We start from the raw sequence: 26,139 nt of genomic DNA, 5'->3' as shown, positions 1-26,139 counted from the left end.
ACACGTATCATCATGCGACCGGTGTCTATGTTTTCCCTGCGTTCCATTTGTGCTGCCGCACTGTTTGCGCTTTGCCTGTCCACCTTCCCGGCGCTCGCCGCCGACCCGCCCAGCAGCGATGCCGTGCAGCAAAGCCTCGACAAGATTGCTGATCGCAAGCTGCCTGATGCCGAGCAGAAAGCGCTGCAACAGGTACTCGAGCAAACGTTGGCTTTTCTCGCCAGCAAGAAGGACAGCGAGCAGAAACTCGAAGCGCTCAAGCAACAACTGGCCCAGGCGCCAAAACAGACCTCGGAAAACCAGCACGAGCTGGCCCGCCTGAAAGAAAGCAAAGTGGTACCCGTCGCCCAGCGCTACGGCGGCCTTGATGTGCCACAACTGGAGCAGCTTCTCAGCCAGCGCAGTACCCAACAAAGCGACCTGCAAAGCGAACTCAACGACGCCAACAGCCTGGCCATCACCGCGCAGACCCGGCCTGAGCGGGCGCAGACTGAAATCAGCGCCAATCAGACGCGTATCCAGCAGATCAACGCCATCCTCAAGAGCGGCAAGGACAATGGCAAGACCCTGAGCGCCGACCAGCGCAATCTGCTCAATGCAGAACTGGCCTCGATCAACGCCCTCAACCTGCTGCGCCGTCAGGAACTGGCGGGTAACAGCCAGTTGCAGGACCTGGGCAATAGCCAGCATGACTTGCTGACCGAAAAGGTCGCGCGCCAGGAACAGGAAATTCAGGACCTGCAGACCCTGATCAACGACAAGCGTCGCGCCCAGTCGCAGAAAACGGTCGCCGACCTGTCCCTGGAAGCGCAAAAGTCCGGTGGCAGCAGCCTGCTGGCGACCGAAAGCGCCGCCAACCTCAAGCTTTCCGACTACCTGCTGCGCGGCACCGACCGCCTCAACGAGCTGACCCAGCAGAACCTCAAGACCAAGCAGCAACTGGACAACCTGACCCAGACCGATCAAGCCCTCAGCGAGCAGATCAACGTGCTGAGCGGTAGCCTGCTGCTGTCCAAGATTCTCTACAAGCAGAAGCAGGCGTTGCCGCACCTGGAGCTGGACAAGGGCCTGGCCGACGAAATCGCCAACATCCGCCTGTATCAGTTCGACATCAACCAGCAACGCGAGCAGATGAGCACGCCGACCGCCTATGTCGAAAAGCTGCTCGCCACTCAACCGCCTGAAAACATTACCCCGCAACTGCGCCGTACGCTGCTGGACCTGGCAATCACCCGCAGCGACTTGCTGGAGCGCCTCAATCGCGAGCTGAGCGCGTTGCTCAACGAGTCCATCACGCTGCAACTGAACCAGAAGCAGCTGACCAGCACCGCTCAGGGACTGCGCGCCACACTCGACGAGCAGATGTTCTGGATCCCCAGCAACAAGCCACTGGACCTGGAATGGTTTCAGAATATCTGGCCGCGCCTGCAAAAGCAGATCGCCACCCTGCCCTGGACATCCAGCCTGAGCGAGCTGTCAGACGGCCTGACTCAGCGACCGCTGCTGTTCCTGCCCCTGCTGCTGTTGATCGGCGTACTGACCTGGCGGCGCAAGGCGCTGTATCAGAAGCTGAATCGCCTGCATGCCGACATCGGCCACTTCAAACGTGACAGCCAATGGAAAACGCCACTGGCGCTGCTGATCAACGTGCTGCTGGCAATGCCTGTGGCGCTGGGCCTGGCGCTGTGCGGCTATGCCCTGCAAATCGATGCACGCGGGCAAAACGCCAACCTGGGCGAGGCCTTGTTGCAGATCGCCCTCGCCTGGCTGGTGTTCTACACCGCCTACCGCGTACTCGCCCCGTCTGGCGTTGCCCAACTGCATTTCCGCTGGGAAACGGCGCAGGTCGAGTTCCTGCGTGGCTGGGTGCGTCGCCTCGGGCTGGTCGTTCTGGCCCTGGTGGCCGTGGTGGCCGTCGCCGAGCATCAACCTGCGGCGCTGGCCGACGATGTACTGGGGATCGGCGTGGTCCTGACCTGTTACGCGCTGATGACCTGGCTGCTCGCTCGCCTGCTGATCTCAAGCCCCACGCACCATAACGCTTCGCTGTTCCGCAAGACTGTCGGCGTGGTGTTCACGGCATTGCCGGTCGCGCTCTTCCTGGCGGTTTGCTTTGGCTACTACTACACCGCGCTCAAGCTCAGCGACCGTCTGATCGACACTCTGTACCTGATGATGATCTGGCTGATGGTCGAGGCGACCTTCGTCCGCGGCCTGAGCGTCGCCGCCCGGCGTCTGGCCTATCAGCGCGCGCTGGCCAAGCGTCAGGCAGCCCGGGAAAACGGCGACAGCGACATTCCGGTCGAAGAGCCGAAGCTGGACATCGAACAGGTCAACCAGCAGTCGCTGCGCCTGATCCGCCTGGCCCTGCTGGCCGGATTCGTCGGCGCGCTGTACCTGGTCTGGGCCGAACTGATTACGGTATTCGCCTACCTGGACAACATCATCCTCTACGAATACACCAGCGGCACCGGTGCCAACATGAGCATGGTGCCGATCAGCCTGAGCGACTTCCTCGGTGCCGGGGTGATCATCGTCATCACCTTCGTGCTCGCCGGCAACCTGCCGGGTCTGCTGGAAGTGCTGGTGCTGTCACGCATGAACCTCGCGCAAGGCAGTGCCTACGCGACAACCACGCTGCTGTCGTACACCATCGCCGGTGTCGGCTTCGTGACCACGCTGTCGACGCTGGGCGTGAGCTGGGACAAATTGCAGTGGCTGGTCGCGGCGCTGTCGGTAGGGCTTGGGTTCGGTATGCAGGAGATCTTCGCCAACTTCATCTCCGGCATCATGATCCTCTTCGAACGTCCGGTGCGGATCGGCGACACCATCACCATCGGCGCCCTGTCGGGGACGGTCAGCAAGATCCGCATCCGTGCCACGACCATCACCGACTTTGACCGCAAGGACATCATCGTCCCGAACAAGACGTTCATCACCGGCCAGCTCATCAACTGGTCGCTGACCGACACCGTTACTCGCGTAACCCTCAAGCTGGGCGTCGATTACGGCTCGGACCTGGACCTGGTACGCTCCCTGCTGCTGCAAGCCGCACGGGAAAACCCTCGGGTGCTCAAGGAACCAGAGCCGATCGTCTACTTCCTGAACTTCGGCGAAAGTACCCTCGACCACGAACTGCGCATGCACGTCCGCGACCTGGGCGACCGCAACCCGGTGCTGGACGAGATCAACCGCTTCATCAATCGCGAGTTCAAGAAGCAGCACATCAACATCTCGTTCCGCCAGATGGAGATTTACCTCAAGAACACCCAGGGCCTGGAATACAAGCTGGTGCCCGCCGAGCCAAGCGACAAAACCGGTGCACCGACCGGGCAAACAACGCTGCAACCGGTAAACACCAAAGTGGCCCCGGCGACCAAGGATGCGCCCGAGCCGCCTGAGTTGAGGCTGGACTGAGGCGATTATTTTCTGCAACAGCACGCGTCAATCGGGTAACCGCCCGGTTGACGCGCGATTGCAATGAAATCAGACCTCAACCCGACCAATCACCACCTTCACCTCCAGATACCCGCCAGGCTCCTTGCTGATCTGCACGGTTCCGGCACACGGCGCCAATATCGATGTTTCCATCTTCATCGCCTCCATGATGGCGATCACCTGTCCCTTCTCTACCGTCGCACCGTCTTCAACCGCCCAGGCATACAGGTTGCCCGCGACCGGCGTCAGTACTGCGTGCGGGTCCGGGGCGTCGGCAGCTGGCTGGCTGGCGTCAGCCGGTGCGGCAGCGTTCAGGCTCATACCGGCCAGCAGCGCAGCGGGCAGGCCCAGTTCGTGGCGTTTTCCGTCGATTTCGACGAAGGTGCGCAGCACGCCTGCATCAACTGGCGCAGCGCTGCGCGGTGCGAGGGTGACGTGTTCGGCGAAGTCGGTTTCGATCCAGCGGGTGTGGACGGCGAAGGTATTGGCGGCGGTGAAGTCGTCGTGGGCCATGACGGCTCGATGGAACGGCAGCACGGTGGCGACGCCTTCCACTTTGAACTCAGCCAGGGCGCGGCGGGCGCGGCTGATGGCTTGCTCGCGGGTTGCGCCGGTGACGATCAGTTTGGCGATCATCGAATCGAAGTTCGGTGAGACCCGTGAGCCTTCCGTCACGCCGGTGTCCAGCCGCACGCCCGGTCCGGACGGTGGCTGAAACACGTCGATGGTGCCCGGGGTCGGCAGGAAGCCGTTGCCTGCATCTTCGGCGTTGATGCGGAATTCGAAGCTGTGGCCGCGCGGTACAGGCGTACCGTCGAATGACAGCGGCAGGCCGTCGGCCACGCGCAGTTGTTCGATGACCAGATCCACACCGCTGGTTTCTTCAGTCACCGGGTGTTCGACCTGCAAGCGTGTGTTGACCTCCAGGAATGACAGGGTGCCGTCGCCACTGAGCAGGAATTCCACCGTACCGGCACCGACATAGCCTGCCTCGGCACAAACCGCACGGGCCGAATCGTGGATGCGCTGGCGCAGTTCATCATCCAGGTAAGGCGCTGGCGCTTCTTCGATCAGCTTCTGGTTGCGGCGTTGCAGCGAGCAATCCCGGGTGCCGACCACAACCACCCGGCCATGCCGGTCGGCGATGATCTGCGCTTCAATGTGCCGTGGGCGATCCAGAAAGCGTTCGACGAAGCACTCGCCACGACCGAACGCGGTCACCGCTTCACGCACCGCAGACTCGTACAGCTCGCTGACTTCATCGAGCTTCCAAGCGACTTTCAGGCCGCGACCACCGCCGCCAAATGCCGCCTTGATGGCAATCGGCAGGCCGTACTGCTCGGCGAACGCAAGCACTTCAGAAGCATCTTTCACCGGGTTTTCAGTGCCAGCTACCAGCGGCGCACCGACTTTCAAAGCGATGCGCCGGGCTTGCACCTTGTCGCCCAGCGCGTCGATGGTTGCAGGGTCCGGGCCGATCCAGGTCAGGCCGGCGTCGATTACGGCGCGGGCAAAGTCGGCGCGTTCCGAGAGGAAGCCATAACCTGGGTGAACCGCGTCGGCACCGGCACGAGCAGCGACTGCCAGCAGCTTTTCGATGTTCAGATAGGTGTCGGTCGGGCGCTCACCTTGCAGCCCGTAGGCTTCATCGGCCTGACACACATGCAGAGCGTCGATATCGGCATCGGCATACACGGCCACCGAGGCAACCCCATAGTCACGGCAGGCGCGGGCAATACGCACGGCAATTTCGCCACGGTTGGCAATCAGAACCTTTTTCATCTGTTATTGGTCTCGTCTGAAGTGGCGGAGCGCACTGGCTCGAAGGCGCTCAGCGGGTTGAAACGAATGCGGGCATTGACCGGAATCTGCCCGGCCTTGTCCAGGTGATAGGTAGCGACTGCGCCGATGACCGGGTAACCGCCCGTCAACGGGTGGTCCGCCAGAAACAGTACCGGCTGGCCACTGGGCGGCACCTGAATGGCACCGACCGTGGTGCCCTCGCTGGGCAGTTCGCCACTGACGGCGCGCGCAAGCGACTGCTCGCCTGCCAGGCGGATACCGATCCGGTTGGATTGCGGTGTGACCAGCCAGGTCTGCTGAGCAAGCAACGCCTGCGCCTCGGCGGTGAACCAGTCGCTGCGCGGCCCCATGACCACATCCAGCGTAATGACCTGATCATTACGCGGCATGTCGAAGGCCGGTTGTTCGCCAGTCGACACCGCAGCGCCGCCGGTTCTGCGCCTGAAGCCCAGCCGGTCACCCGCCGTCAGCGCTGCGGGCCCCACCTGGGCCAGCGTGTCGGTGGACAGACTACCCAGCACCGTCTCGTGGACAAAACCGCCGCGCACGGCCAGATAACTGCGCAAGCCTGCGGTGGGCGAACCGATGCTCACCTGATCGCCGCTCTGCAACGAAAACGGCGCGTAAAGCGGCGGCTGCATGCGTTGGCCATCAGCCGTCAGCACCTCGACAGGCGCCTGAGCACCGGTAACCGCTACCACGGCCTGGCCCTGACAGGTAAACGTCAGGCCACCCATGAGAATTTCCAGACAAGCAGTGCCCGGCTCGTTGCCTACTGCGCGATTGGCCGCACGCAATGCGCCGCGATCCAGCGCGCCTGATGCGGAAACACCCTGCCCTGCCCGACCAGGACGACCCAGGTCCTGAAACAGGGTCTGCAAACCCGGCGTAACGACTTGCAGATAGTCTTCGGTGATTGTCGACGCCTGCTGACGAACGGGCGCAGCCACCGAAATGCTGGTCACGGGCAGCGGACCGGCGTCTTGAAAGCGCACGCGATAGCCAGGCTGAAGCAAGGCTGGCTCGTCGCGGCCCAGGTCCCACATTTTTGAGTGAGTCACGCCGATGATCTGCCAGCCACCGGGGCTGGCCTGTGGATAAATGCCGCTGAAACCACCGGCCAACGCCACTGCACCAGCCGGAATGCGCGTGCGCGGTGTGCTGCGCCGCGGCACGACAAAGCCGGCACCGCCGCTGAGGTAGGCAAAACCGGGCGCAAAGCCGCAGAAGGCAACGTTGTAGTCGCTGCCGGTGTGGCGCTTGATCACTTCGTCAACGCTGATCTCCAGCTCGCGGGCCACATCAGCCAGGTCTTCACCGTTGTAATGCACGGGTATTTCAATCAGCTTGCCGGGCTCGCGAGCGCTGCCGCGAATGTCACGCGAGGCAATCTGCGCCGCCAGCGCTTCGAAACCAATGGCGGACGGGCGAAAATGCACCAGCAGCGTCCGGGCCGCCGGAACGATTTCCTCCACGCCGAAAATGGGCATCTGCTGTAACGATTCGAACAGGGCCAGAGTCTCGTCCAGGTTCGACAGTTCAACCAGGAGCGCGTCCAGGTTGGCCGGGTAGAAACGCATGAGCCTCTCCTATACGTGGTAGTAGCTGTCCGGAATATCGGTAATGAACATGTGCCTCGGCGCATGGGAAATCGCGAACGGCACACGAGACGCCATGACAACCGCCTGCGGGGTCACGCCGCAGGCCCAGAACACAGGAATCTCGCCGGGCTTGATGCTCACTGCATCGCCGAAGTCCGGATGCGCCAAGTCCTTGATGCCAAGCAGCTCAGGTTCGCCGACATGCACCGGCGCGCCGTGCACGCCGGGGTAACGCCCGGTGATCCTTGCTGCCTCGGCAACCCGGTCCGCAGCGATGGGCCGCATAGAAACCACCATGTTTCCCTGCAAGCGCCCGGCAGGTCGACAGACACGATTGCTGCGGTACATCGGTACGTTGCAGCCTTCGCTGATATGGCGCACGTCGATCCCGGCGTTCATCAGGTCGGTTTCGAAGGTGAAACTGCAACCGATCAGAAAACTGACCAGATCGCCGTGCTGCGCCCAGATTTCGCTGGCGTCGCTGACTTCTTCAGCCAGTTGCCCATCACGCCAGACCCGATACAACGGCAGGTCAGTGCGCAGGTCGGCCTGTTCGGCCAGCAACGTGGTGTAACTGCCGGGCTCGGTCACATCCAGCACCGGACAGGCTTGCGGGTTGCGCTGGGCGAACAGCAGAAAGTCATAGGCCCAGTCGCGCGGCAGCGTGATCATGTTGCACTGGGTCAGACCGGGAGCCTGACCTGCGGTAGGCGAGACAAACCCTTGTCGATAGCGGGCACGTGCGTCGATAGCCGCCTGACGGGCGTGTTGCAAGGTGTTGTTCATGATCAGCCCCTATTGAATGCGCGGACGGTAACGCCTGCGTCGTGCAAACGGTCTTTCAGGATGCGGGCGATGTTCACCGCGCCCGGGCTGTCGCCGTGTACGCAGATAGAATCGGCTTGCAGGCTGATTTCGCGGCCGTCTTCAGCCTCGATAACCCCGTCGCGCACCAGGCGCAACATGCGTTCGGCGATCAGTTCGGCGTCGTGCAGCACGGCACCGGGCCGCGAGCGCGAGACCAGCGTGCCTTCAGCGGTATAGGCGCGGTCGGCGAATGCTTCGGCAACGCACGCCAGTCCGGCTTCCCGCGCCCAGCCAAGCAGTGGCGAATTGGCCAGACACACCAGCTTCAGCGCAGGGTCGATGCGCAGCAGCGCCTGAATGACCGCCGCTGCCTGGCGCTGATCGCCAGCGATGGTGTTGTACAGCGCGCCGTGGGGTTTGACGTATGTCACGCTGGTACCAGCGCTGCGCGCCAGCCCCTGAAGCGCGCCGATCTGGTAAATGACGTCGGCGGTCAGTTGGTCGCTCGGGATATCCATGTTGCGGCGGCCAAACCCGACGAGGTCCGGGTAAGCCACATGCGCACCAATGGCCACGCCCCGGGCCGCAGCGGCCTCAAGGGTGCGCAGGATGCCGGCGGGATCACCAGCATGAAAACCGCAGGCCACATTGGCGCTGCTGACCACATCGAGAATCGCCTCGTCGTCGCCCATGCTCCAGGCGCCGAAGCTTTCACCGAGATCACTGTTGAGGTCTATTGCAGGCATTTTTATTCTCCGAAATCAGGCTGCATTGATGAAGGCAAAGATGGCTCCCGCCGATTTGAACGCCATGTACCACGACAGCAGACAGGTCAGCACGCCCAGCACCAATAGCCAGCGCGGGTAGTGGTAGCCGTCCATCATGTCGGACCGACGCCAGCCGACGTACATGAAAATGCTCAGGCCCAGTGGCAGAATCAAGCCGTTGAAGCCACCGGCAAACACCAGCAGCGCAGCCGGTGGTTTGCCCCACATGACGTATACGACCACGGTGATCAGGATAAAGCCGACCGTGGCAAGGTTGCGCACGCGCTCGGTGATGCGTTTGGAAAATACCGTGATGAACGACATCGAAGTATAGGACGCGCCGATCACGCTGCTGATGCCGGCCGCCCAGAGCACCAGGCCGAACATGATCAGGCCGAAGTTGCCAGCGGCAGCGGTGAACGCCTGGGCCGCAGGGTTTGCGCCCTGGCCAGATACATCGATGACAACGCCGCTGGCGACCACGCCGAGGATTGCCAGAAACAGTATGTAACGGACAACCCCGGTGACCAGAATACCGGTCAGCGCCGCCTTGGACACGACATCGATGTTCTCGACCCCGACGGTGCCGCGATCCAGCAAGCGGTGAGCACCGGCGTAAGTGATATAGCCACCGACCGTGCCGCCGACGATGGTGGTGATGGCGGCGAAATCAACCATGTCCGGCAGGATGGTCTGGCGCAGAGCCTCGCCCAGCGGCGGGTGCGAGGCAAAGGCGGCGAAGAGAATCAGGCAGACCTTCAAGGTGCCCAGCACCATCATGATGCGATCCATCGCAATACCCGCACGGTGCGACGAGAAGATCGCAATGGCGATCAGCGCACTCAAGGCGCCCCCCCATTTGGGGTCAAGACCGGTCAACGCATTCAAGCCCAGGCCCGCACCGGCGATGTTGCCCAGACTGAACACCAGACCGCCGAAGATGACCAGTACCGCGAGCAGATAACCACTGCCTGGGATCGCTGCGTTGGCCAGATCGGCCGCGCGCATTCTGGTCAGCGTCACGATGCGCCAGACATTCAACTGCACCACGAAGTCGATCAGGATCGACGCCAGAATGCCGAAGGCAAACGCCGCCCCCAGGGTCGCGGTGAAAGTGGCTGTCTGGGTCAGAAATCCTGGGCCGATGGCAGAGGTCGCCATCATGAAGATCGCGGCGATCAATGAGGCGCGACGCGCCTTGGTGAACTCATTGGCAGTCTGTGTCACGGCGGCATTCCTGAGATGAGAGGTAACCTGCCAGAGCAATGAGCATGCCAAAGGGCATTCAAACGCGCCAAGTTGTAGATCCATAAAGAGAATATTGTTGAACAATGTTGGTGATATGGATCAACCATTTGCACCATGTTGTTACGCGGGGACTCAGATGTGCTACCTGATGAAGCATCTGCTGACCTTCGTCCTTGCCAGCCAATGAGCTGTCGTGGAATATCGACTCGGCTTTTCTTTATCCGGACCCTTTATGAATGACGCTGCCTCTCTCCTCCCTCGTACGCTTGGAGAATCCATCACCACAGAGCTTCGCAGAATGCTGGTCGAGGGTGAGCTGGTTCCCGGTCAACGCCTTTCGGAAGCGGCGCTGGCCGAGAGTCTGGATATTTCCCGTAACACCCTCAGAGAAGCCTTCAGAGTGCTGACCCGCGAAGGACTGCTGACCCACGAACCCAATCGAGGCGTCACCGTGGCCAAGCCTGATATGGCTTCAATCATCGATATCTACCGAATTCGGCGCTTCATCGAATGCGGGGCGATTGCCCAGGCTTATCCACAGCATCCCGGTGTGCTGCACATGCGCAATGCGGTCGAGGCCGGCGTGCAGGCGCGTGAGGCCAAGGACTGGATTGCCGTGGGCACCGCCAACATGATGTTTCACAAGGCCATCGTCGAGCTGTCCGACAGCCCGCGACTGGCGGCGTTTTATGCGCAGATCTCGGCAGAATTGCGCCTGGCCTTCGGGCTGCTCAACGACCCGGAGCTTCTGCATTCGCCCTATCTGGACATGAATGCAGCGGTACTCGGGCGCCTTGACGCGGGCAAGACCGATGAGGCGACGCGCATGCTCGAGGATTATCTGGTGCAATCGGAACGAACGATTCTGGCCGCCTTCGAGCGAAGCCGGAACCGATAGTCCGGGCGCAGCCCCGATCACCAGAACTACCACCCAGGGACCCGGTCTACGGGTTCTGACCGTTGCAACACGCCCGACGAGCCAGGCAGGCCGCCGCTTCGTTGAAAGCCTGAAATTCCCCTCTGGAGGCGATACGCTTTGAAAGCACTCGACGAACTCACTTTCGACAACCGCTTTGCCCGACTGGGCGATGCGTTCTCCACTTCCGTGCTGCCTGAGCCCATCGATGCGCCGCGGCTTGTGGTTGCCAGCGAATCCGCGCTGGCGCTGCTGGACCTGGCCCCTGAACAAGCCGATCTGCCGCTGTTCGCGGAAATCTTCAGCGGCCACAAGCTGTGGTCAGAGGCCGAGCCGCGAGCGATGGTTTATTCCGGCCATCAGTTTGGTTCCTACAACCCGCGCCTGGGCGACGGCCGCGGGCTGTTGCTGGGCGAGGTGTATAACGACGCAGGCGAACACTGGGACCTGCACCTCAAGGGCGCGGGCCGCACGCCGTACTCGCGGATGGGTGACGGGCGCGCCGTGCTGCGTTCGTCGATCCGCGAGTTTCTGGCTTCCGAAGCGTTGCACGCGCTGGGCATCCCCAGCAGCCGCGCGGGGTGTGTGGTCAGCTCCAGCACGCCGGTGTGGCGCGAAACCCAGGAACATGCAGCGATGGTGCTGCGTCTGGCGCAGAGCCATGTGCGCTTCGGCAGTCTGGAATACTTTTTCTACACCAAACAGCCAGAGCAGTTGAAGACCCTCGCCGAGCATGTGCTGACGATGCATTACCCGCACTGCCAGGAGCAGCCTGAGCCGTATCTGGCGATGTTCCGCGAAATCGTCGAGCGTAACGCCGAGCTGATTGCCAAGTGGCAGGCCTACGGCTTCTGTCATGGCGTGATGAACACCGACAACATGTCGATTCTGGGCATTACCTTCGATTTCGGTCCGTTTGCGTTTCTGGATGATTTCGACGAGCACTTCATCTGCAACCACTCCGATCACGAGGGACGCTACTCCTTCAGCAATCAGGTGCCTATCGCGCAATGGAACCTGAGCGCACTGGCGCAGGCGCTGACGCCGTTCATCAGCGTGGAAGCGTTACGCGAGACCATCGGCTTGTTCCTGCCGCTTTATCAAGCGCACTACCTGGACCTGATGCGTCGTCGACTGGGCCTGACCATTGCCCAGGAGCAGGACGAACAACTGGTCAGTCAGTTGCTGAAGCTGATGCAGAACAGTGGCGTGGATTACACCCTGTTTTTCCGTCGTCTGGGCGATCAGCCCGCCGTAGAAGCGCTGCGCACATTGCGCGACGACTTTGTCGACATCAAGGGCTTCGATGGCTGGGCAGAAGCGTATCTGGCGCGTATTGCCGGCGAGGGCAAAGGCACCGAGCAAGAGCGTCAAACCCGCATGCACGCGGTCAATCCGCTGTACATCCTGCGCAACTACCTGGCCCAGAACGCTATCGCCGCAGCGGAAAAAGGTGACTATGCAGAAGTCCGCCGCCTGCACCAAGTGCTCTGCACGCCCTTCACCGAACAACCCGGAATGGAAGGCTACGCCCAGCGACCACCGGACTGGGGCAAGCATCTGGAAATCAGCTGTTCGTCGTGAGGCTTTGATTCCCTATCGTGCCCATGCTCTGCGTCCTGCCTTGAGTGTGCGGCGCGGCACAGATCTGTGACGCGGAGCGTCACGCACGGCATTCCCACGCTGGAGCGTGCGGAACGATCACCTCAACTATGACTATCGTGCGACGCTCCGCGTCGCATGCCGTTCTGGACGCTCCGCGTCCTATCCGGAATGTGCGGTGCGGCACAGATCTGTGACGCGGAGCATCACACACGGCATTCCCACGCTGGAGCGTGAGGAACGATAACCCTGTAACTATCGTGCGGCGCTCCGCGTCGCATGCCGTTCTGGACGCTCTGCGTCCGATCCCGACTGTGCGGCGCGGCGCAGATTTATGACGCGGAGCGTCACGCACGGCATTCCCACGCTGGAGCGTGCGGAACGATAATCCTGTAACTATCGTGCGGCGCTCCGCGTCGCATGCCGTTCTGGACGCTCCGCGTCCTATCCGGAATGTGCGGTGCGGCACAGATTTGTGACGCGGAGCATCACACACGGCATTCCCACGCTGGAGCGTGAGGAACGATAACCCTGTAACTATCGTGCGGCGCTCCGCGTCGCATGCCGTTCTGGACGCTCCGCGTCCTATCCGGAATGTGCGGTGCGGCACAGATCTGTGACGCGGAGCGTCACGCACGGCATTCCCACGCTGGAGCGTGAGGAACGATCACCCTGTAACTATCGTGCGGCGCTCCGCGTCGCATGCTGTTCTGGACGCTCCGCGTCCTATCCGGAATGTGCGGTGCGGCACAGATCTGTGACGCGGAGCGTCACGCACGGCATTCCCACTCTGGAGCGTGAGGAACGATAACCCTGTAACTACCGTGCGGCGCTCCGCGTCGCATGCCGTTCTGGACGCTCCGCGTCCTATCCGGAATGTGCGGTGCGGCACAGATGTGTGACGCGGAGCATCACACACGGCATTCCCACGCTGGAGCGTGCGGAACGATCACCCTGTAACTATCGTGCGGCGCTCCGCGTCGCATGCCGTTCTGGACGCTCCGCGTCCGATCCGGAATGTGCGGCGCGGCACAGATGTGTGACGCGGAGCATCACACACGGCATTCCCACGCTGGAGCGTGCGGAACGATCACCCTGTAACTATCGTGCGGCGCTCCGCGTCGCATGCCGTTCTGGACGCTCCGCGTCCGATCCGGAATGTGCGGCGCGGCACAGATGTGTGACGCGGAGCATCACGCACGGCATTCCCACGCTGGAGCGTGAGGAACGATAATCCTGTAACTATCGTGCGGCGCTCCGCGTCGCATGCCGTTCTGGACGCTCTGCGTCCGATCCTGACTGTGCGGTGCGGCGCAGATTTGTGACGCGGAGCGTCACGCACGGCATTCCCACGCTGGAGCGTGCGGAACGATAATCCTGTAACTATCGTGCGGCGCTCCGCGTCGCATGCAGTTCTGGACGCTCCGCGTCCTATCCGGAATGTGCGGTGCAGCGCATATTTGTGACGCGGAGCGTCACGCACGGCATTCCCACGCTGGAGCGTGAGGAACGATAATCCTGTAACTATCGTGCGGCGCTCCGCGTCGCATGCAGTTCTGGACGCTCCGCGTCCTATCCGGAATGTGCGGCGCGGCACAGATCTGTGACGCGGAGCGTCACGCACGGCATTCCCACGCTGGAGCGTGCGGAACGATAACCTGACTATCGTGCGGCGCTCCGCGTCGCATGCCGTTCTGGACGCTCTGCGTCCTCTTTACCTATGACAGCCCTGCATCTACCAGCCACTGCTCCAGCCCTTCCAGGTCGGGGATGCGCGCGACGGTTTCGCCGATCTGTACGGCAGCCAGCTCCAGTTCGGCCAGTGGGACGTCGACGTAGCTCAACTGGCTGTCGACTTTGCACGAGCGCGGAATGCCTTGGGTGAGCAACGCGATGAACCTGACGTCGTTACGCCCGCCCAGTGCATTGAGCACTACAATCCGGGCCCGGCCACCCACGCGGGTGCGGCCTCCGCAGGCGGCTTCGAAACTGAGCAACGGCAAGGTCAGCTCGCGCCAGCTGATCGGTCCCAGATACCACTCGGGAGCGCCCGGCTCTGCGCTGCAGTCCTGGTAGTCGATCAACTCGGCGACCGCGACGTTGGGCAGCAGCAAATGCCGGTCACTCAACGGCAGCAGCAGGCCGGTCAGGCTGGTCAGGCGACTGGTCTGGAACGTACCTTCAGACATGCACCTGACTCCAGTAAGCAATACTCTCCAGCAACACGGTTTCCTGATAAGGCTTGCTCAGGTACTCGTTGACGCCCACCGCCATGGCCCGATCCCGGTGCTTCTGGCCCGAGCGGGAAGTGATCATGATGATGGGCAGTTCCTTGAGCTGTTCGTCCTGGCGGATCTGGCTGGCTACTTCAAAGCCGTCCATGCGCGGCATTTCGATATCCAGCAGCATGATGTCAGGCGTGTGCTCCTGCAACAGGGTCATGGCGTCAATCCCGTCCTTGGCGGTCAGCACATGCATGCCGTGGCGCTCAAGCAATCGGCTGGTGACTTTGCGTACCGTCACCGAATCGTCCACCACCATCACCAGCAACGGCCTGGCGTGCTCGGCTTCGTGGTAGACAGGCGCCAACCCTCTGAAAGGCAAGCCCTGCAAGGTACGAATCTGCGCCATCAAGTCGAGAATCAGGACCACACGCCCATCACCCAGAATAGTCGCACCGGAAATGCCCTGCACCCTTGAGAACTGCGTACCAAGGCTCTTGACCACAATTTCGCGTGAACCTGCCAGCGCATCGACCTGCACAGCCACCCACTGATCCTGCAAATGCACCAGCAATACAGGCAGCGGCTGCAATTGCCCGGCCAGTCTGGGCGGGCTGCTGCCCAGCAATTCGCCCAGATAGCGCAGCTCGTAACTGCGTCCGCCATATTGATAGCGCGGCGGGGTGGTCTGGTAATAGCCGTCCAGCTCATTGGCCATGACACGCACGATGCCATCGACGGTATTGAGCGGTACCGCATACTGTTCTTCGCCGCACGTCACCATCAACGCCCGGTTGACCGACACCGAAATCGGCAGCCGGATACGGAAGCGCGTGCCCTTGCCAGGCACCGAGTCGATGACCATCGAGCCGCCCAGTTGTTTGACCTCGGCATGCACCACATCCATCCCGACGCCACGTCCGGAAATCTGGGTGATGATCTCGCTGGTGGAAAACCCCGCCTGCAGAATGAACGGCAAAACCTCATGGTCGGACAGATCGGCATCCGGATGGATCATGCCGCGTTTGATGGCCTTGCGGCGCACGGCCGCCAGGTCGACACCCGAGCCGTCATCGCTCAACTCGATCACCATATCGCCGCCTTCGTACATCAGCTCAAGGCTGATATGGCCCTGCTCCGGCTTACCGGCAGCGATGCGTTTTTCGGTGCTTTCCAGGCCATGATCAACAGCGTTGCGCAGCATGTGCTCCAGCGGCGCGACCATCCTTTCCAACACATTTCGGTCCATTTCACCGTCGGCATTGCCGACCTCGAAATGGACCTTCTTGTGCAGTTCCGAGGCAACCTGGCGCACCACGCGACGCAAACGCGGCACCAGGCGTTCGAACGGCACCATGCGCGTACGCATCAGGCCTTCCTGCAACTGGGTGTTGACCCTGGCCTGTTGCGACAGCAGCGTTTCAGCGTCGCGGGCCCGCGCACCGAGGGTTTCCTTGAGGTCCATCAGGTCGGAGGCAGACTCGAAAAGCGCACGCGACAACTGTTGCAACTGCGAATGGCGGTCCATTTCCAGCGGGTCGAATTCCTCATAACCCAGCCGCTCGGCCTGAACCTGCTCGCGACTGAGAATACGGCCTTGGGTTTCCATATCCAGGCGACGCAATTGATCGCGCATCCGCTCGATAGTGGTTTCAACTTCCAGCAGCGCGACCTGCGAATCCAGAATCTGCTGTTCGATCCGCCCACGGAAAATAGACGTTTCACCGGCCAGGTTGACCAGGTCTTCCAGTTGCTCGGCGGGCACCTTGACCATTTCCGGCCCACTGCGCTCGACCTCGCCGTCAGCAGCAGGCGCGACGGCCACCACCGATTCAGGACCGGTTTCAAAGGTTTGCGCAACCACCGGCTCGCCCACCGGTTCATCGCTGGCCAGTCTGCGGATGCTTTCAATCAGCAGCGAGGCATCAGGCAGCGGCTTTTCGTTACGCACTGCGTCGAGCATATCGGCCAGCACATCGTGACCGCTTTGCAACAGGCTGATCATCAATGGCGCAGGTTGCAGGTTGCCGGCAGAAAGCCCTTCATAAAGCGTTTCCAGCTCGTGGGCCAGATCGCCTATCGGGGCGATTTCGACCATCCGCGCGCCGCCCTTTAGGGTGTGCAGGTCACGCAACAGGTTTTCGACTTCCAGCAGGTTGTGCGGATCAGCCTGCCAGCGGGCCAGTGCCGGGCCCGAGCTTTCGATAATGTCGAAACCCTCCTCAAGGAAGACTTCACGCAGCTCGGTGTCATGTTCAGGAAGATCTTCGCTGGCCGTTGGCGGTGCCTGCACATCAGACCCTGAGCTCTCGAGCGTGCGGCAGCGGCCCAGCGCTTCGATCAAGGCCGAGGGGTCACTGAGCGCTTCCTGCCGATACAACTGCTCCAGCAGAATCGCCAGATGGTCGTGACTCTCATGCAGCAGCTCGGCCAGCGCTGGCGAATGGTTGAAGCGCCGGTCGATCAAGCCTTCGTAGAGGTTTTCCAGTTCGTGGGCAAGGTCGCCCACCTCGGCCACCTCGGCCACCTCGGCCATCCGCGCGCCGCCCTTGAGGGTGTGCAGGTCGCGCTGCAGTGAGGCCAGCGGCGCGGAGTTTTCCGGATCAGCCAGCCAGCGCTGCAACGCCTGACCGGCGCTGTCGAGGATATCGACAGCCTCTTCCAGAAATATCTCGACGATCTCGTCGTCAGGGCCAGCAGTTTCAGCATGCTCGGCCTCACTGGCCAATTGCTCGGTGGCCGCGTTGAGTTCGGTAACGCTCAGGGTCCGATGGCCATCGCTCTTGACCAGACCGGTCGCCGAAGGGTCCAGCGCCTGATCCAGCAACTGGTTCAAGGCTCGCACGCACTCGGGACGTGGTTCGACGTCCTGACCGGCAGCCACCTGATCAAGCATATTGATCAACGCTTCGTGGGCGCTCTCTGCTGCATCGAAAAAGCGTTCGCTGACCGCCAGGCTGCTTTCCTCGACCGCCCCGTATAGGTCGAGCAAGGCTTCGCAGAGCTCATCGACCTGCGGCAGATCGGCCAGATGCGCGCCATGCCCCAGCGTGGTCAGTTCATCGAGCAACGCGCTCAGCTCCTGACGTTCGCCCGGGTGCTGACGCCAGCGCCGCAACAGGTTTTCCGCGTCCAGCACGATATCCATGCCTTCGGCCAGAAAGCCGGCAAGCAGCGTGGGATTACGCTTGATCCGCAGGCCACTGTCCGACTCGCGCAGCACCACAGTGAGCCGCTCGTTGAGTAGCGCCAGGGCCGCTTCGATCAGCTGCGCAGCACCCGCAATGGCTGCCAGCGGGGTTGTGTCGAGTTGCTTGAGCCCGTCGTGCAACAACGGTTCTGCGCTGCGCAGCAGGGCGAGTTCGGGCGCGCCGATGTCGATAAGGTTGGCTTTGTATTCACGCACCAACTGGTCGAGCGGGCTGGCCAGCTCGGCAATCGGCAACACACCGGCCATGTGCGCGCTGCCTTTAAGGGTGTGCAGCGCACGCAGCACTGCGTCGCTGATTGAAGGTGATGCCGATTGTTCGGCGTTGTCGAGGAAGCGACCCAGGGTATTCAGATGCCCGAGCGCTTCCTGACGGAAAATTTCCAGCAATTGCGGATCAAGCGCTTCGACCGGCACAGATTCACCGGTTGCGGGCAGTGCCGGCAGCTCAAGTCCATTGGCCAGCGCATGGGCACGGGCCGCCAGCAGGTCGACATCGTTACGCTGGCGCTGCGCATCCTCGGCGAAATCGCGAATCACCGAAGGTAGCAGCGTCAGCACTTCGCTCATCAATTGCTGAACTTCAAGACCCGCCAGCACATCGCCTTCCAGCACCCGGTTGAGCAGGTTCTCCACCGACCAGGCCAGTTCGCTGAGAATCAGCGCACGCACCATCCGGCCGCTGCCCTTGAGGGTATGAAACGCCCGGCGCACTTCGGTCAGTGCGGTGCTGTCCCAATGGCCGCCGCTGCCCAGTGAGGCAAACCAGCGCGGCAGATACTCGCGCAATGCGTCGAGCACCTCGTCTGCCTCTTCCAGAAAGACTTCGCGCAACTCGTCGTCCACCGCCTCTTCGTCTGCCGAGGGCGGCAACAGGCTGGTGGGTACGTTGCGGGCAGGCGGATTGACTGCCGACACCGGGCTGGCAAGGACCTGGGCAATGGTTTGCGCAGAGCTGACCAGCGCCTTGCGATCATCCAGTTCCAGCAACTCATCCTGGGTGATGATTTCTTCCAGCAGCGGCACTTCAAGGGTGTCGGCAGCGGGCGTATAGCCCAGCCGCGCCAGGCTTTGCTGGGCCATGTCGAGGACCTGATCACCCGGCGCTTCATGGTCTTCGAGCATGCGCTCCAGGTAATACTCGATGCCAGTAATTGTATCGGCCAGGCAATCGAGCTGAACCCAGCTGGGACGGGTTTCGTCCACCAGCAGGTGTTCCTGAATGTATTCGTTGCAGGCGGCCAGCAGGCTGGCAGCACGGGCCAGCGGGATCATCGCCAGCGCACCGCGAACCTGCACGATCAGCGCGCAAAGCGGGTCGAGCCGCTGGCGGTCCCACTCACCGTCGATGTAATCGAGGATCACGTCCTTGGCCTGCTGCAACACCGTGCGGGCTTCGCGAATCAACAGTTGATGAATTTGCGTCAGGTCAGTGGTCGGCAGGCGGCTTTCTTCACGGCTGGTCTGTTCGTTGCTCCCGGCCATGCCCGCAAGGGTCGATTCGACGTAGAGCAAGGCGCCCGCAACATCCATCAGCGCGCCGTCGCTGGGCTCGCGCTGCCCCTGCGCCAGCCCCAGAACGACAGAAAGCTGATCGATGATCACCTTACGCGGCTGGCCGAAGCCAAGCACCGCCAGGGTATCGGCGATCTGCCGCAACGGCGGCAGCAGCGCGTTGAGTTCACTGACATGCTGGCGGTCACCGCGCACGAACACGTCAAGCCGTTCCTTGACCCGGACCAGCCCTTCGCACAGGGCTACGATTACCGAGCGCATGGCGTCGCGGTCCGGCCCGGCCATGCGTGCGCGTTCTTCATTGACCACATCGTTGCCGGGCAAGGCATCGGCCAGCGCGTACTGGTCTTTGAGGTCGAGCATCTTCGGTGCCAGGCTGTCGGACTTGGCGATGTAGAACAGCAGGCTTTTCAGCAGCTCTTCGGGGGCCGGCTGATTGATGCCGGTCACGCCCTGCTCGGCCAGCCGCTTGAGTTCCTTGTCGGCATCCTTCAGCAGGCTGCGCAGGGCCGGGCTGTTGGTGAAGTTGCCGTTGAGCATGGTTTCGACCAGCGCCGAGGCGATTCGCCAGAGCGGACCGAGCGGCGCGTCCTCGCATAACTGCTCCAGCCGGGCAAACACCTTGGCCATGTAACCGAGCTGGGTCTGAACGCCCTGCTCGCGCATCAGGCCCGCCAGCGCCGCCTGCAAGGTCTGACGCAGCTTGCGCAGCAGGTTGGGCAATTCAGGGGTATTGCGCCGCGCCAGTTCCTGGTCATCGAGCGCAGGAACGACGACCAGTTGCGGGGCGAACAGGCTGGTTTCCGAGAGCAGACTTTCGCCCCGCGCACTGCGCAGGTCATTGAGCAACGGCAACACCACCAACGGCAGGTCGCGGCGCGCGGAGTGGATACGCTCCAGATAAACCGGCAACTGACTCATGGCCTGAATCAGCAGTTGCTCGGACTCCACCGGATGGCTGACACGGTTCTGCTGGACCGCCAGCGCCAGTTGCTCGATTTCCTCGGCCAGCAACGCCGCGCCGTAAAACTCGATCATCTGCAGGCTGCCGTGAACCTGATGCACCAGGTTCAGACATTCGGCCATCGCCGCGCTGTTGGCCGGGTCTTCGATGAAGGCATCCAGCTCGTTGCGGGCCTGGCGCAGCGTTTCGGCGATTTCGCCCTTAAGCCATTCAAGGGCCACGTAATCGTGACGATCAGCCATGACGAGTACCGCCTGTTACCCAATCAAGGTTGTTCATTGGTTGTACATCATCCGGCTTTCTTCGATGACGGCAGGGCAAAACCCGATACCGAACGACGCATTTCGCTGGCCATTTTTGCCAGATTGCCGATGCTTTCGGCCGTGGCCGAGGTGCCCGAGGTGGTCTGTGAGGTGGTCTGCTGAATGACAGTCATGATCTGTGAAATCTGACCGGCCGACTCGGCCTGCTGGTGAGCGGCATCGGTGATACTTTCGATCAGTTCGGCCAGCACTCGGGAAACACCTTCGATTTCCCCCAGCGCCACCCCGGCGTCCTGCGCCAGTCGTGCGCCGCGTACCACCTCGCTGGTGGTCTGCTCCATGGAGATGACCGCCTCGTTGGTGTCGTTCTGAATGGCCCGCACCAGCGTTTCGATCTGCTTGGTGGCAGACGACGAGCGCTCGGCCAGCCGCTGTACTTCGTCAGCCACCACGGCAAAGCCACGTCCGGCATCACCGGCCATCGAAGCCTGAATGGCCGCGTTGAGGGCCAGAATATTGGTCTGATCGGCAATGTCGTCGATCAGGCTGACAATATCGCCGATTTCCTGAGAAGACTCACCCAGGCGCTTAATACGCTTGGACGTGTCCTGAATCTGTTCGCGAATGTTGTCCATGCCGTGAATGGTGTTGTGTACGACCTCGTTGCCCTTGTTGGCAATCGCTACGGAGCGCTCTGCCACCGCCGAGGATTCCGATGCATTGGTCGACACCTGATCGATGGACGCTGCCATGTCGTTGATTGCCGTCGAAGCCGCGCTGATCTGCAGCGCCTGATGCTCGGAGGCGGCAGACAACTGCATGGCCGTGGCCTGAGTTTCGGTAACGGCAGCAGCAACCTGTTCGGCCGTCAGGTTGATGGTCACCACCAGCTCGCGCAACTGGTCGATGGAATAATTGATGGAATCGGCAATCGCGCCGGTGAAATCTTCGGTCACCGAGGCCGTCACCGTCAGATCACCGTCAGCGAGGTTCTCGATCTCGTCCAGCAAACGCATGATCGCGGTCTGGTTACGCTCGCTCTTCTGTGCGGTTTCGCGCAACTGGCGGTTGGTCTCGCGGACCATGACCAGACCGATAAGGATGATCGACATCAGCGCCAGCAAGCCCAGTACATAGCCACCGATGGTATTCACAGTACGGCGCTTGGCCATGTTTTCCAGGCTGTTGGTGAGTACCGAGGTTTCATCCAGCAGGGTCTGTGAGGTGTTGAAAATGTTTCCGGACGCCTCACGCACCTGATACAGCTCGGGCGAGGTTTCAAGAATCTCGTCCACCGAGCCGGACACAAACTCGAACAGCTCGGCAATTTCCGCCAACCGTGCACGGGCATCGCGGTCTTCGACCTGGGAGATTCGCAGCGTGGCATTGCCCTCCAGCATGCCGTTGAGCACACGACCAAACTGGCTGGCGTCGCGGCCAAACGCATCGGCTGCCTGCACCGCTGTTTCGTCACCTGCCAGCACGGTATTGACCGAGCCGAGGATTCGTTCTGCGAGCAGCGCCTGACGCTGCGCAACCACCACCTGCGCAGCCGGCGCACGGCTTTGCAGAAGGCTTTCCACGACTTTTTCGTATTCGGCCTGCAATTGCGGGATGGTTTCGGCCAGTGTCGCAGCCACCTGATGCAGCGACAAAACCGTCTGTTCGCTGGCCAGAATCACATCGGTACTTTTGCGCAGCCCCTCCCAGTCGCGCTGAACGGTGCGCAATTCGTCGCGTATCAGATCAGGAGCCGCAGGCAGCCCGGTGGCCGGGTCGCCTTTTCTCAGGTAGCCCCAGCGCACGTCGAAATCGTTGCGCGCATCGGCCAGCAGCTTGAACGCCTGGGTTTTACCGGCGGCCGCTTCGGTGGCGTTTTTCGCGATGCGCTGGGATAACACGCGTAGCTCACCAGCATGCCCGATGTACTGTTTGTCGTAGTTCGATTGAGTGTTGAGATAGGCGAAGTTGGCGAACAGCAACATGATGAAAACGATAAGCGCGACAAACAGCAGAATAATCTGCGTCCGGCTGCGCGCGCCTTCCCTTGATCTGCCTGTATTACTCATTAATCAGGCCCCCGCCTGGATCAATTGTGAAACAAAACAAACCAGAGCCTAAGATGCCAGGTCCATGAAGTCTGCAGACTGCACCAGCGCCCACGGACTGAATATCTGCCACGCCTGCTCGCGAATGAACTGCCCGCGCAAGAACGGCGCGATACCTTGATCGATGTCTTGTGATGTCTGGGGTATGAGGCTCAACTGACTGAAACGTTGCATGCCGAACACCTCATCGACCAGCAGACCGGCGAACACATCGTTGTGCTCGACAACCAGCACCCGGCGCTGTTTGCGCGCGGGGGTCAGTTCGTGGCCGAAAAACCCGCATAAATCCATGAGTGGTAACAATCGGCCGCGCAGATTGGCGATACCCGCCACCCAGAACTTCACGCCCGGCATCACTGCATGATGAGGCTCGTGAAGGATTTCGGCGATTTCGCCGATAGGTGCCACGAAGCGCTGCTCACCCATCCGGAAACCGATGCCGACCCAATCCTGCTGATGAGCTTCCTGCAGCGGCAGGCCCGCCGCCAGCGAACGACAGCGTCGATCCATATCAAGAAGCAGTTCAAAGGCAGTACGTGGCTCGGCCATGGCGATTCCGGCAATCAGCCGGCCAGCACCGCATTCAGGGTTTTCATCAGGGTTTCTTCATCCACCGGTTTGGTCAGGTAATCCCGCGCGCCCTGGCGTTTGCCCCAGACCTTGTCGGTCTCCTGATCCTTGGTGGTGATCATGATCACCGGGATCATGTTGGTGTCGGCATCCTTGGTCAGCTGACGCGTGGCCTGAAAGCCGTTGAGCCCGGGCATGACGATGTCCATCAGCACTGCATCGGGTTTTTCCTGACGGGCCAGAGCCACGCCATCAGCGCCATTTTCGGCCTTGAGCACTTCATGACCGTGCTTTTCCAGCATGCCGGTGAGTTTGTACATTTCAGTCGGCGAGTCATCGACGATCAATATTCGAGCCATGGGTGTTCCCCGTCAGGTTACGAGCGTGCCACATCGGGCGCGGGCGTCATGATATGTGTTGTTCTGCTGCAACGAAGCCCGGCACATGAGCCTTGATCGCGCTGAGCAGTTCTTCCTTGCTGAAAGGCTTTGTCAAAAACTGATCGGAACCGACAATCCGCCCCTTGGCCTTGTCGAACAGACCATCCTTGGAGGACAGCATGATGACCGGCGTGGACTTGAATGCGCGGTTGTTCTTGATCAGCGCACACGTCTGATAACCGTCCAGACGCGGCATCATGATATCTACGAATATGATTCGTGGGTGGTTATCGGCAATCTTGGCCAGCGCGTCGAAACCGTCTATCGCAGTGATGACTTCGCAACCTGCGTTTTTAAGCAGTGTTTCGGCGGTGCGGCGAATGGTCTTCGAGTCATCGATGACCATGACTTTCAAGGCGGAGGCGTGTTGTTCCATAGCTGCTCTTCCATCGCCGCAGCGAATTTTTGCGCATTCTGCGAGGCACTGGGAGCCTGACGGTATCGCTTCATTGATCCCCAAGGATCGAAAACCGGACGCCGAGCCTTTTTAGCATACTCTCCAGACTCAATCCATAAAGCGCACCGTGGCGGGCCTGCCCCTTGACCCGGAGCAAACGGAACGCCACCCTGATGCCAATTTTACGGCCGTTGCGGCCCTTACCGATCAGAGGATATTGCCCATGAGCGTTCGCCTAGGGATTGTCATGGACCCCATTGAGCGCATTTCCTATAAAAAGGACAGCTCGCTGGCCATGCTCCTTGCCGCACAGGAACGCGGCTGGTCGCTGTTCTATATGGAACAGAAAGACCTGTATCAGGACGCTGGCCAGGCCCGCGCGCGCATGAAGCCGCTCAAGGTGTTTGCCGATCCGGCCAAATGGTTCGAGTTCGAAGCCGAAGTCGACGCAGGTCTCGACGACCTGGACGTGATTCTGATGCGCAAGGACCCGCCGTTCGACATGGAGTTCGTCTACGCCACCTATTTGCTGGAACAGGCCGAGCGTGCAGGCGTGCTGGTCGTCAACAAGCCGCAGAGCCTGCGTGACTGCAACGAGAAGCTGTTCGCCACGCTGTTCCCCCAATGCACCCCGCCGACCCTGGTCAGTCGCCGCGCAGATATCATTCGCGAATTCGCCGAAAAGCACGGCGACGTCATCCTCAAGCCGTTGGACGGCATGGGCGGCGCGTCGATCTTCCGCCATCGGGCGGGCGATCCGAACCTGTCGGTGATCCTTGAAACCCTGACCGCTCATGGCACACAGCAAATCATGGCGCAGGGCTACCTGCCCGCCATCAAGGACGGCGACAAGCGCATCCTGATGGTCGATGGCGAACCAGTCCCGTATTGCCTGGCGCGCATCCCTGCCGCAGGTGAAACACGTGGCAACCTGGCCGCAGGCGGGCGTGGCGAAGCCCGTCCGCTGAGCGACAAGGACCGCTGGATCGCCGAGCAGATCGGCCCCACCCTGCGCGAAAAAGGCCTGTTGTTCGTCGGCCTCGACGTGATTGGTGAGCACCTGACCGAAATCAATGTCACCAGCCCGACCTGCATCCGCGAAATCGACAATGCTTTCGGCACCAATATTGGTGGCCTTTTAATGGATGCGATCGATAAGAAGCTGCAGGCGCGCAAGGGCTGATCAACGACTGACGCCGCTGGCCACGGATCAAACCGTGCGCCGCGGCGTCCCTTCGTCTGATCCGCAACAGAGCTTCGCCGTACATTGCGTTATCATGCGCCACCTGTAACACGACACGGATTTTGACATGCAGGCTGACGAGATGCTGAACCGCCAATGACATCCATGGCCAGAAACGACCTTCCCCTCGAACTCGCTAATATGGGTGTGCGTCCTGCCGATCGCCTGGGCTTTACCATGATGATCGCGGCGCTGATCCACCTCGCGGTGATCCTTGGCGTGGGTTTCACCTATGTAAAGCCGGAGCAGATCTCGCAGACCCTGGAAATCACCCTCGCTACGTTCAAAAGTGAAGAAAAGCCTAAACAGGCGGATTTCCTGGCACAGGACGATCAGCAGGGCAGTGGCACGCTGGACAAGGCCGAAACGCTCAAGACCACCGAGCTGGCGCCGTATCAGGACACCAAGGTCAACAAGGTTACCCCGCCTCCGGCCAGCAAGCCGGTGGTCAAGCAGGAAGCGCCAAAGACTGCCGTCGCGACCACTGCGCCCAGCCAGCAGAAAACCGTCGCCAAGCGCGATGAAGTCAAGCCTGAGCCAACCACCAAGGCCGCACCGACCTTTGACAGCTCGGAGCTGAGCAATGAAATTGCCAGCCTGGAAGCCGAACTGTCGACCGAGCAGCAGCTTTATGCCAAGCGCCCGAAGATCCACCGCCTCAATGCGGCCTCGACCATGCGCGACAAAGGTGCCTGGTACAAGGACGACTGGCGCAAGAAGGTCGAGCGGGTCGGAAACCTGAACTATCCTGAGGAAGCACGGCGCAAGCAGATCTACGGCAATTTGCGACTTCTTGTGTCAATCAATCGCGACGGCTCGTTGTATGAAGTGCTGGTGCTTGAATCATCAGGGCAACCTTTGCTGGATCAGGCAGCACAACGAATCGTGCGTCTGGCGGCACCTTTTGCGCCGTTCACCGGCGATCTGGCCGACATCGACAGGCTGGAGATCATCCGCACCTGGAAATTTGCACGCGGCGACAAGCTGTCGAGTAATTGAATTTTTTGCAAACTGACACTCGACACGT

At 61.2% G+C, this 26,139-nt stretch carries 16 protein-coding genes; 5 read left to right on the top strand and 11 right to left on the bottom strand.

Annotated elements, in window-relative coordinates:
* Window positions 1–27: 27 nt before the first annotated feature.
* Window positions 28–3,417, top strand: coding sequence for a mechanosensitive channel MscK (gene mscK / locus LJU29_RS02185; RefSeq protein ID WP_257112673.1), 3,390 nt, complete (start codon window positions 28–30; stop codon window positions 3,415–3,417).
* Window positions 3,418–3,486: 69 nt separating this feature from the next.
* On the opposite strand, the gene LJU29_RS02180 is transcribed toward mscK, so the two are convergent.
* The 5 genes from LJU29_RS02180 to LJU29_RS02160 are packed head-to-tail and all read right to left on the bottom strand — an operon-like array spanning window position 3,487 to window position 9,643.
* Window positions 3,487–5,220, bottom strand: coding sequence for an acetyl/propionyl/methylcrotonyl-CoA carboxylase subunit alpha (locus tag LJU29_RS02180; protein WP_257111588.1), 1,734 nt, complete (start codon window positions 5,218–5,220; stop codon window positions 3,487–3,489).
* On the bottom strand, window positions 5,217–6,821 hold the full coding sequence (locus LJU29_RS02175) for a 5-oxoprolinase subunit B/C family protein (protein WP_257111587.1): 1,605 nt from the start codon (window positions 6,819–6,821) through the stop codon (window positions 5,217–5,219). Before LJU29_RS02175 ends, LJU29_RS02180 begins: the two co-directional genes overlap by 4 nt.
* A gap of 9 nt (window positions 6,822–6,830) precedes the next feature.
* Entirely contained in the window at window positions 6,831–7,628 is a 798-nt protein-coding gene (locus LJU29_RS02170) for a putative hydro-lyase (protein WP_257111586.1), read from the bottom strand.
* A gap of 2 nt (window positions 7,629–7,630) precedes the next feature.
* Window positions 7,631–8,395 carry a LamB/YcsF family protein gene (locus tag LJU29_RS02165; RefSeq protein ID WP_002551748.1) on the bottom strand — a complete coding sequence of 255 codons (765 nt, stop codon included), beginning with the start codon at window positions 8,393–8,395 and terminating at the stop codon, window positions 7,631–7,633.
* 15 nt (window positions 8,396–8,410) lie between these two features.
* Window positions 8,411–9,643, bottom strand: a complete 1,233-nt coding sequence (locus LJU29_RS02160; protein WP_002551747.1) for an NRAMP family divalent metal transporter — start codon at window positions 9,641–9,643, stop codon at window positions 8,411–8,413.
* 253 nt (window positions 9,644–9,896) lie between these two features.
* Here LJU29_RS02160 and LJU29_RS02155 point away from each other — a divergent pair, with 253 nt between their 5' ends.
* Both LJU29_RS02155 and selO read left to right on the top strand, forming a co-directional pair.
* A complete protein-coding gene (locus LJU29_RS02155) occupies window positions 9,897–10,562 on the top strand; it encodes a GntR family transcriptional regulator (RefSeq protein ID WP_080438858.1) in 666 nt (221 codons plus the stop codon).
* A gap of 138 nt (window positions 10,563–10,700) precedes the next feature.
* Window positions 10,701–12,164 carry a protein adenylyltransferase SelO gene (gene selO, locus LJU29_RS02150; RefSeq protein ID WP_005752661.1) on the top strand — a complete coding sequence of 488 codons (1,464 nt, stop codon included), beginning with the start codon at window positions 10,701–10,703 and terminating at the stop codon, window positions 12,162–12,164.
* Window positions 12,165–13,900: 1,736 nt separating this feature from the next.
* On the opposite strand, the gene LJU29_RS02145 is transcribed toward selO, so the two are convergent.
* From LJU29_RS02145 to pilG, 6 genes are read right to left on the bottom strand one after another with little or no spacing between them, the layout of a single operon-like run.
* Window positions 13,901–14,371, bottom strand: a complete 471-nt coding sequence (locus LJU29_RS02145; RefSeq protein WP_002551743.1) for a chemotaxis protein CheW — start codon at window positions 14,369–14,371, stop codon at window positions 13,901–13,903.
* On the bottom strand, window positions 14,364–20,333 hold the full coding sequence (locus LJU29_RS02140) for an Hpt domain-containing protein (protein ID WP_257111585.1): 5,970 nt from the start codon (window positions 20,331–20,333) through the stop codon (window positions 14,364–14,366). Before LJU29_RS02140 ends, LJU29_RS02145 begins: the two co-directional genes overlap by 8 nt.
* A gap of 47 nt (window positions 20,334–20,380) precedes the next feature.
* A complete protein-coding gene (locus LJU29_RS02135) occupies window positions 20,381–22,423 on the bottom strand; it encodes a methyl-accepting chemotaxis protein (protein WP_002551741.1) in 2,043 nt (680 codons plus the stop codon).
* 48 nt (window positions 22,424–22,471) lie between these two features.
* Window positions 22,472–23,011, bottom strand: coding sequence for a chemotaxis protein CheW (locus tag LJU29_RS02130; RefSeq protein WP_002551740.1), 540 nt, complete (start codon window positions 23,009–23,011; stop codon window positions 22,472–22,474).
* A 14-nt stretch (window positions 23,012–23,025) separates the two neighbouring features.
* Window positions 23,026–23,391: a twitching motility response regulator PilH gene (gene pilH, locus LJU29_RS02125; protein ID WP_002551739.1), complete on the bottom strand. Its 366-nt coding sequence runs from the start codon at window positions 23,389–23,391 to the stop codon at window positions 23,026–23,028.
* Between the two features lie 46 nt (window positions 23,392–23,437).
* Window positions 23,438–23,848: a twitching motility response regulator PilG gene (gene pilG / locus LJU29_RS02120; RefSeq protein ID WP_002551738.1), complete on the bottom strand. Its 411-nt coding sequence runs from the start codon at window positions 23,846–23,848 to the stop codon at window positions 23,438–23,440.
* A 244-nt stretch (window positions 23,849–24,092) separates the two neighbouring features.
* Between pilG and gshB the strand changes: the two genes are divergently transcribed.
* Both gshB and LJU29_RS02110 read left to right on the top strand, forming a co-directional pair.
* Entirely contained in the window at window positions 24,093–25,052 is a 960-nt protein-coding gene (gene gshB, locus LJU29_RS02115; protein ID WP_002551737.1) for a glutathione synthase, read from the top strand.
* A gap of 156 nt (window positions 25,053–25,208) precedes the next feature.
* On the top strand, window positions 25,209–26,111 hold the full coding sequence (locus LJU29_RS02110) for an energy transducer TonB (RefSeq protein WP_031599039.1): 903 nt from the start codon (window positions 25,209–25,211) through the stop codon (window positions 26,109–26,111).
* Window positions 26,112–26,139: the final 28 nt, after the last annotated feature.

The sequence above is a fragment of the Pseudomonas ficuserectae genome (assembly GCF_024584585.1).
Lineage (GTDB): Bacteria > Pseudomonadota > Gammaproteobacteria > Pseudomonadales > Pseudomonadaceae > Aquipseudomonas > Aquipseudomonas amygdali.
This window is presented reverse-complemented; position numbering and strand designations above follow the sequence as displayed.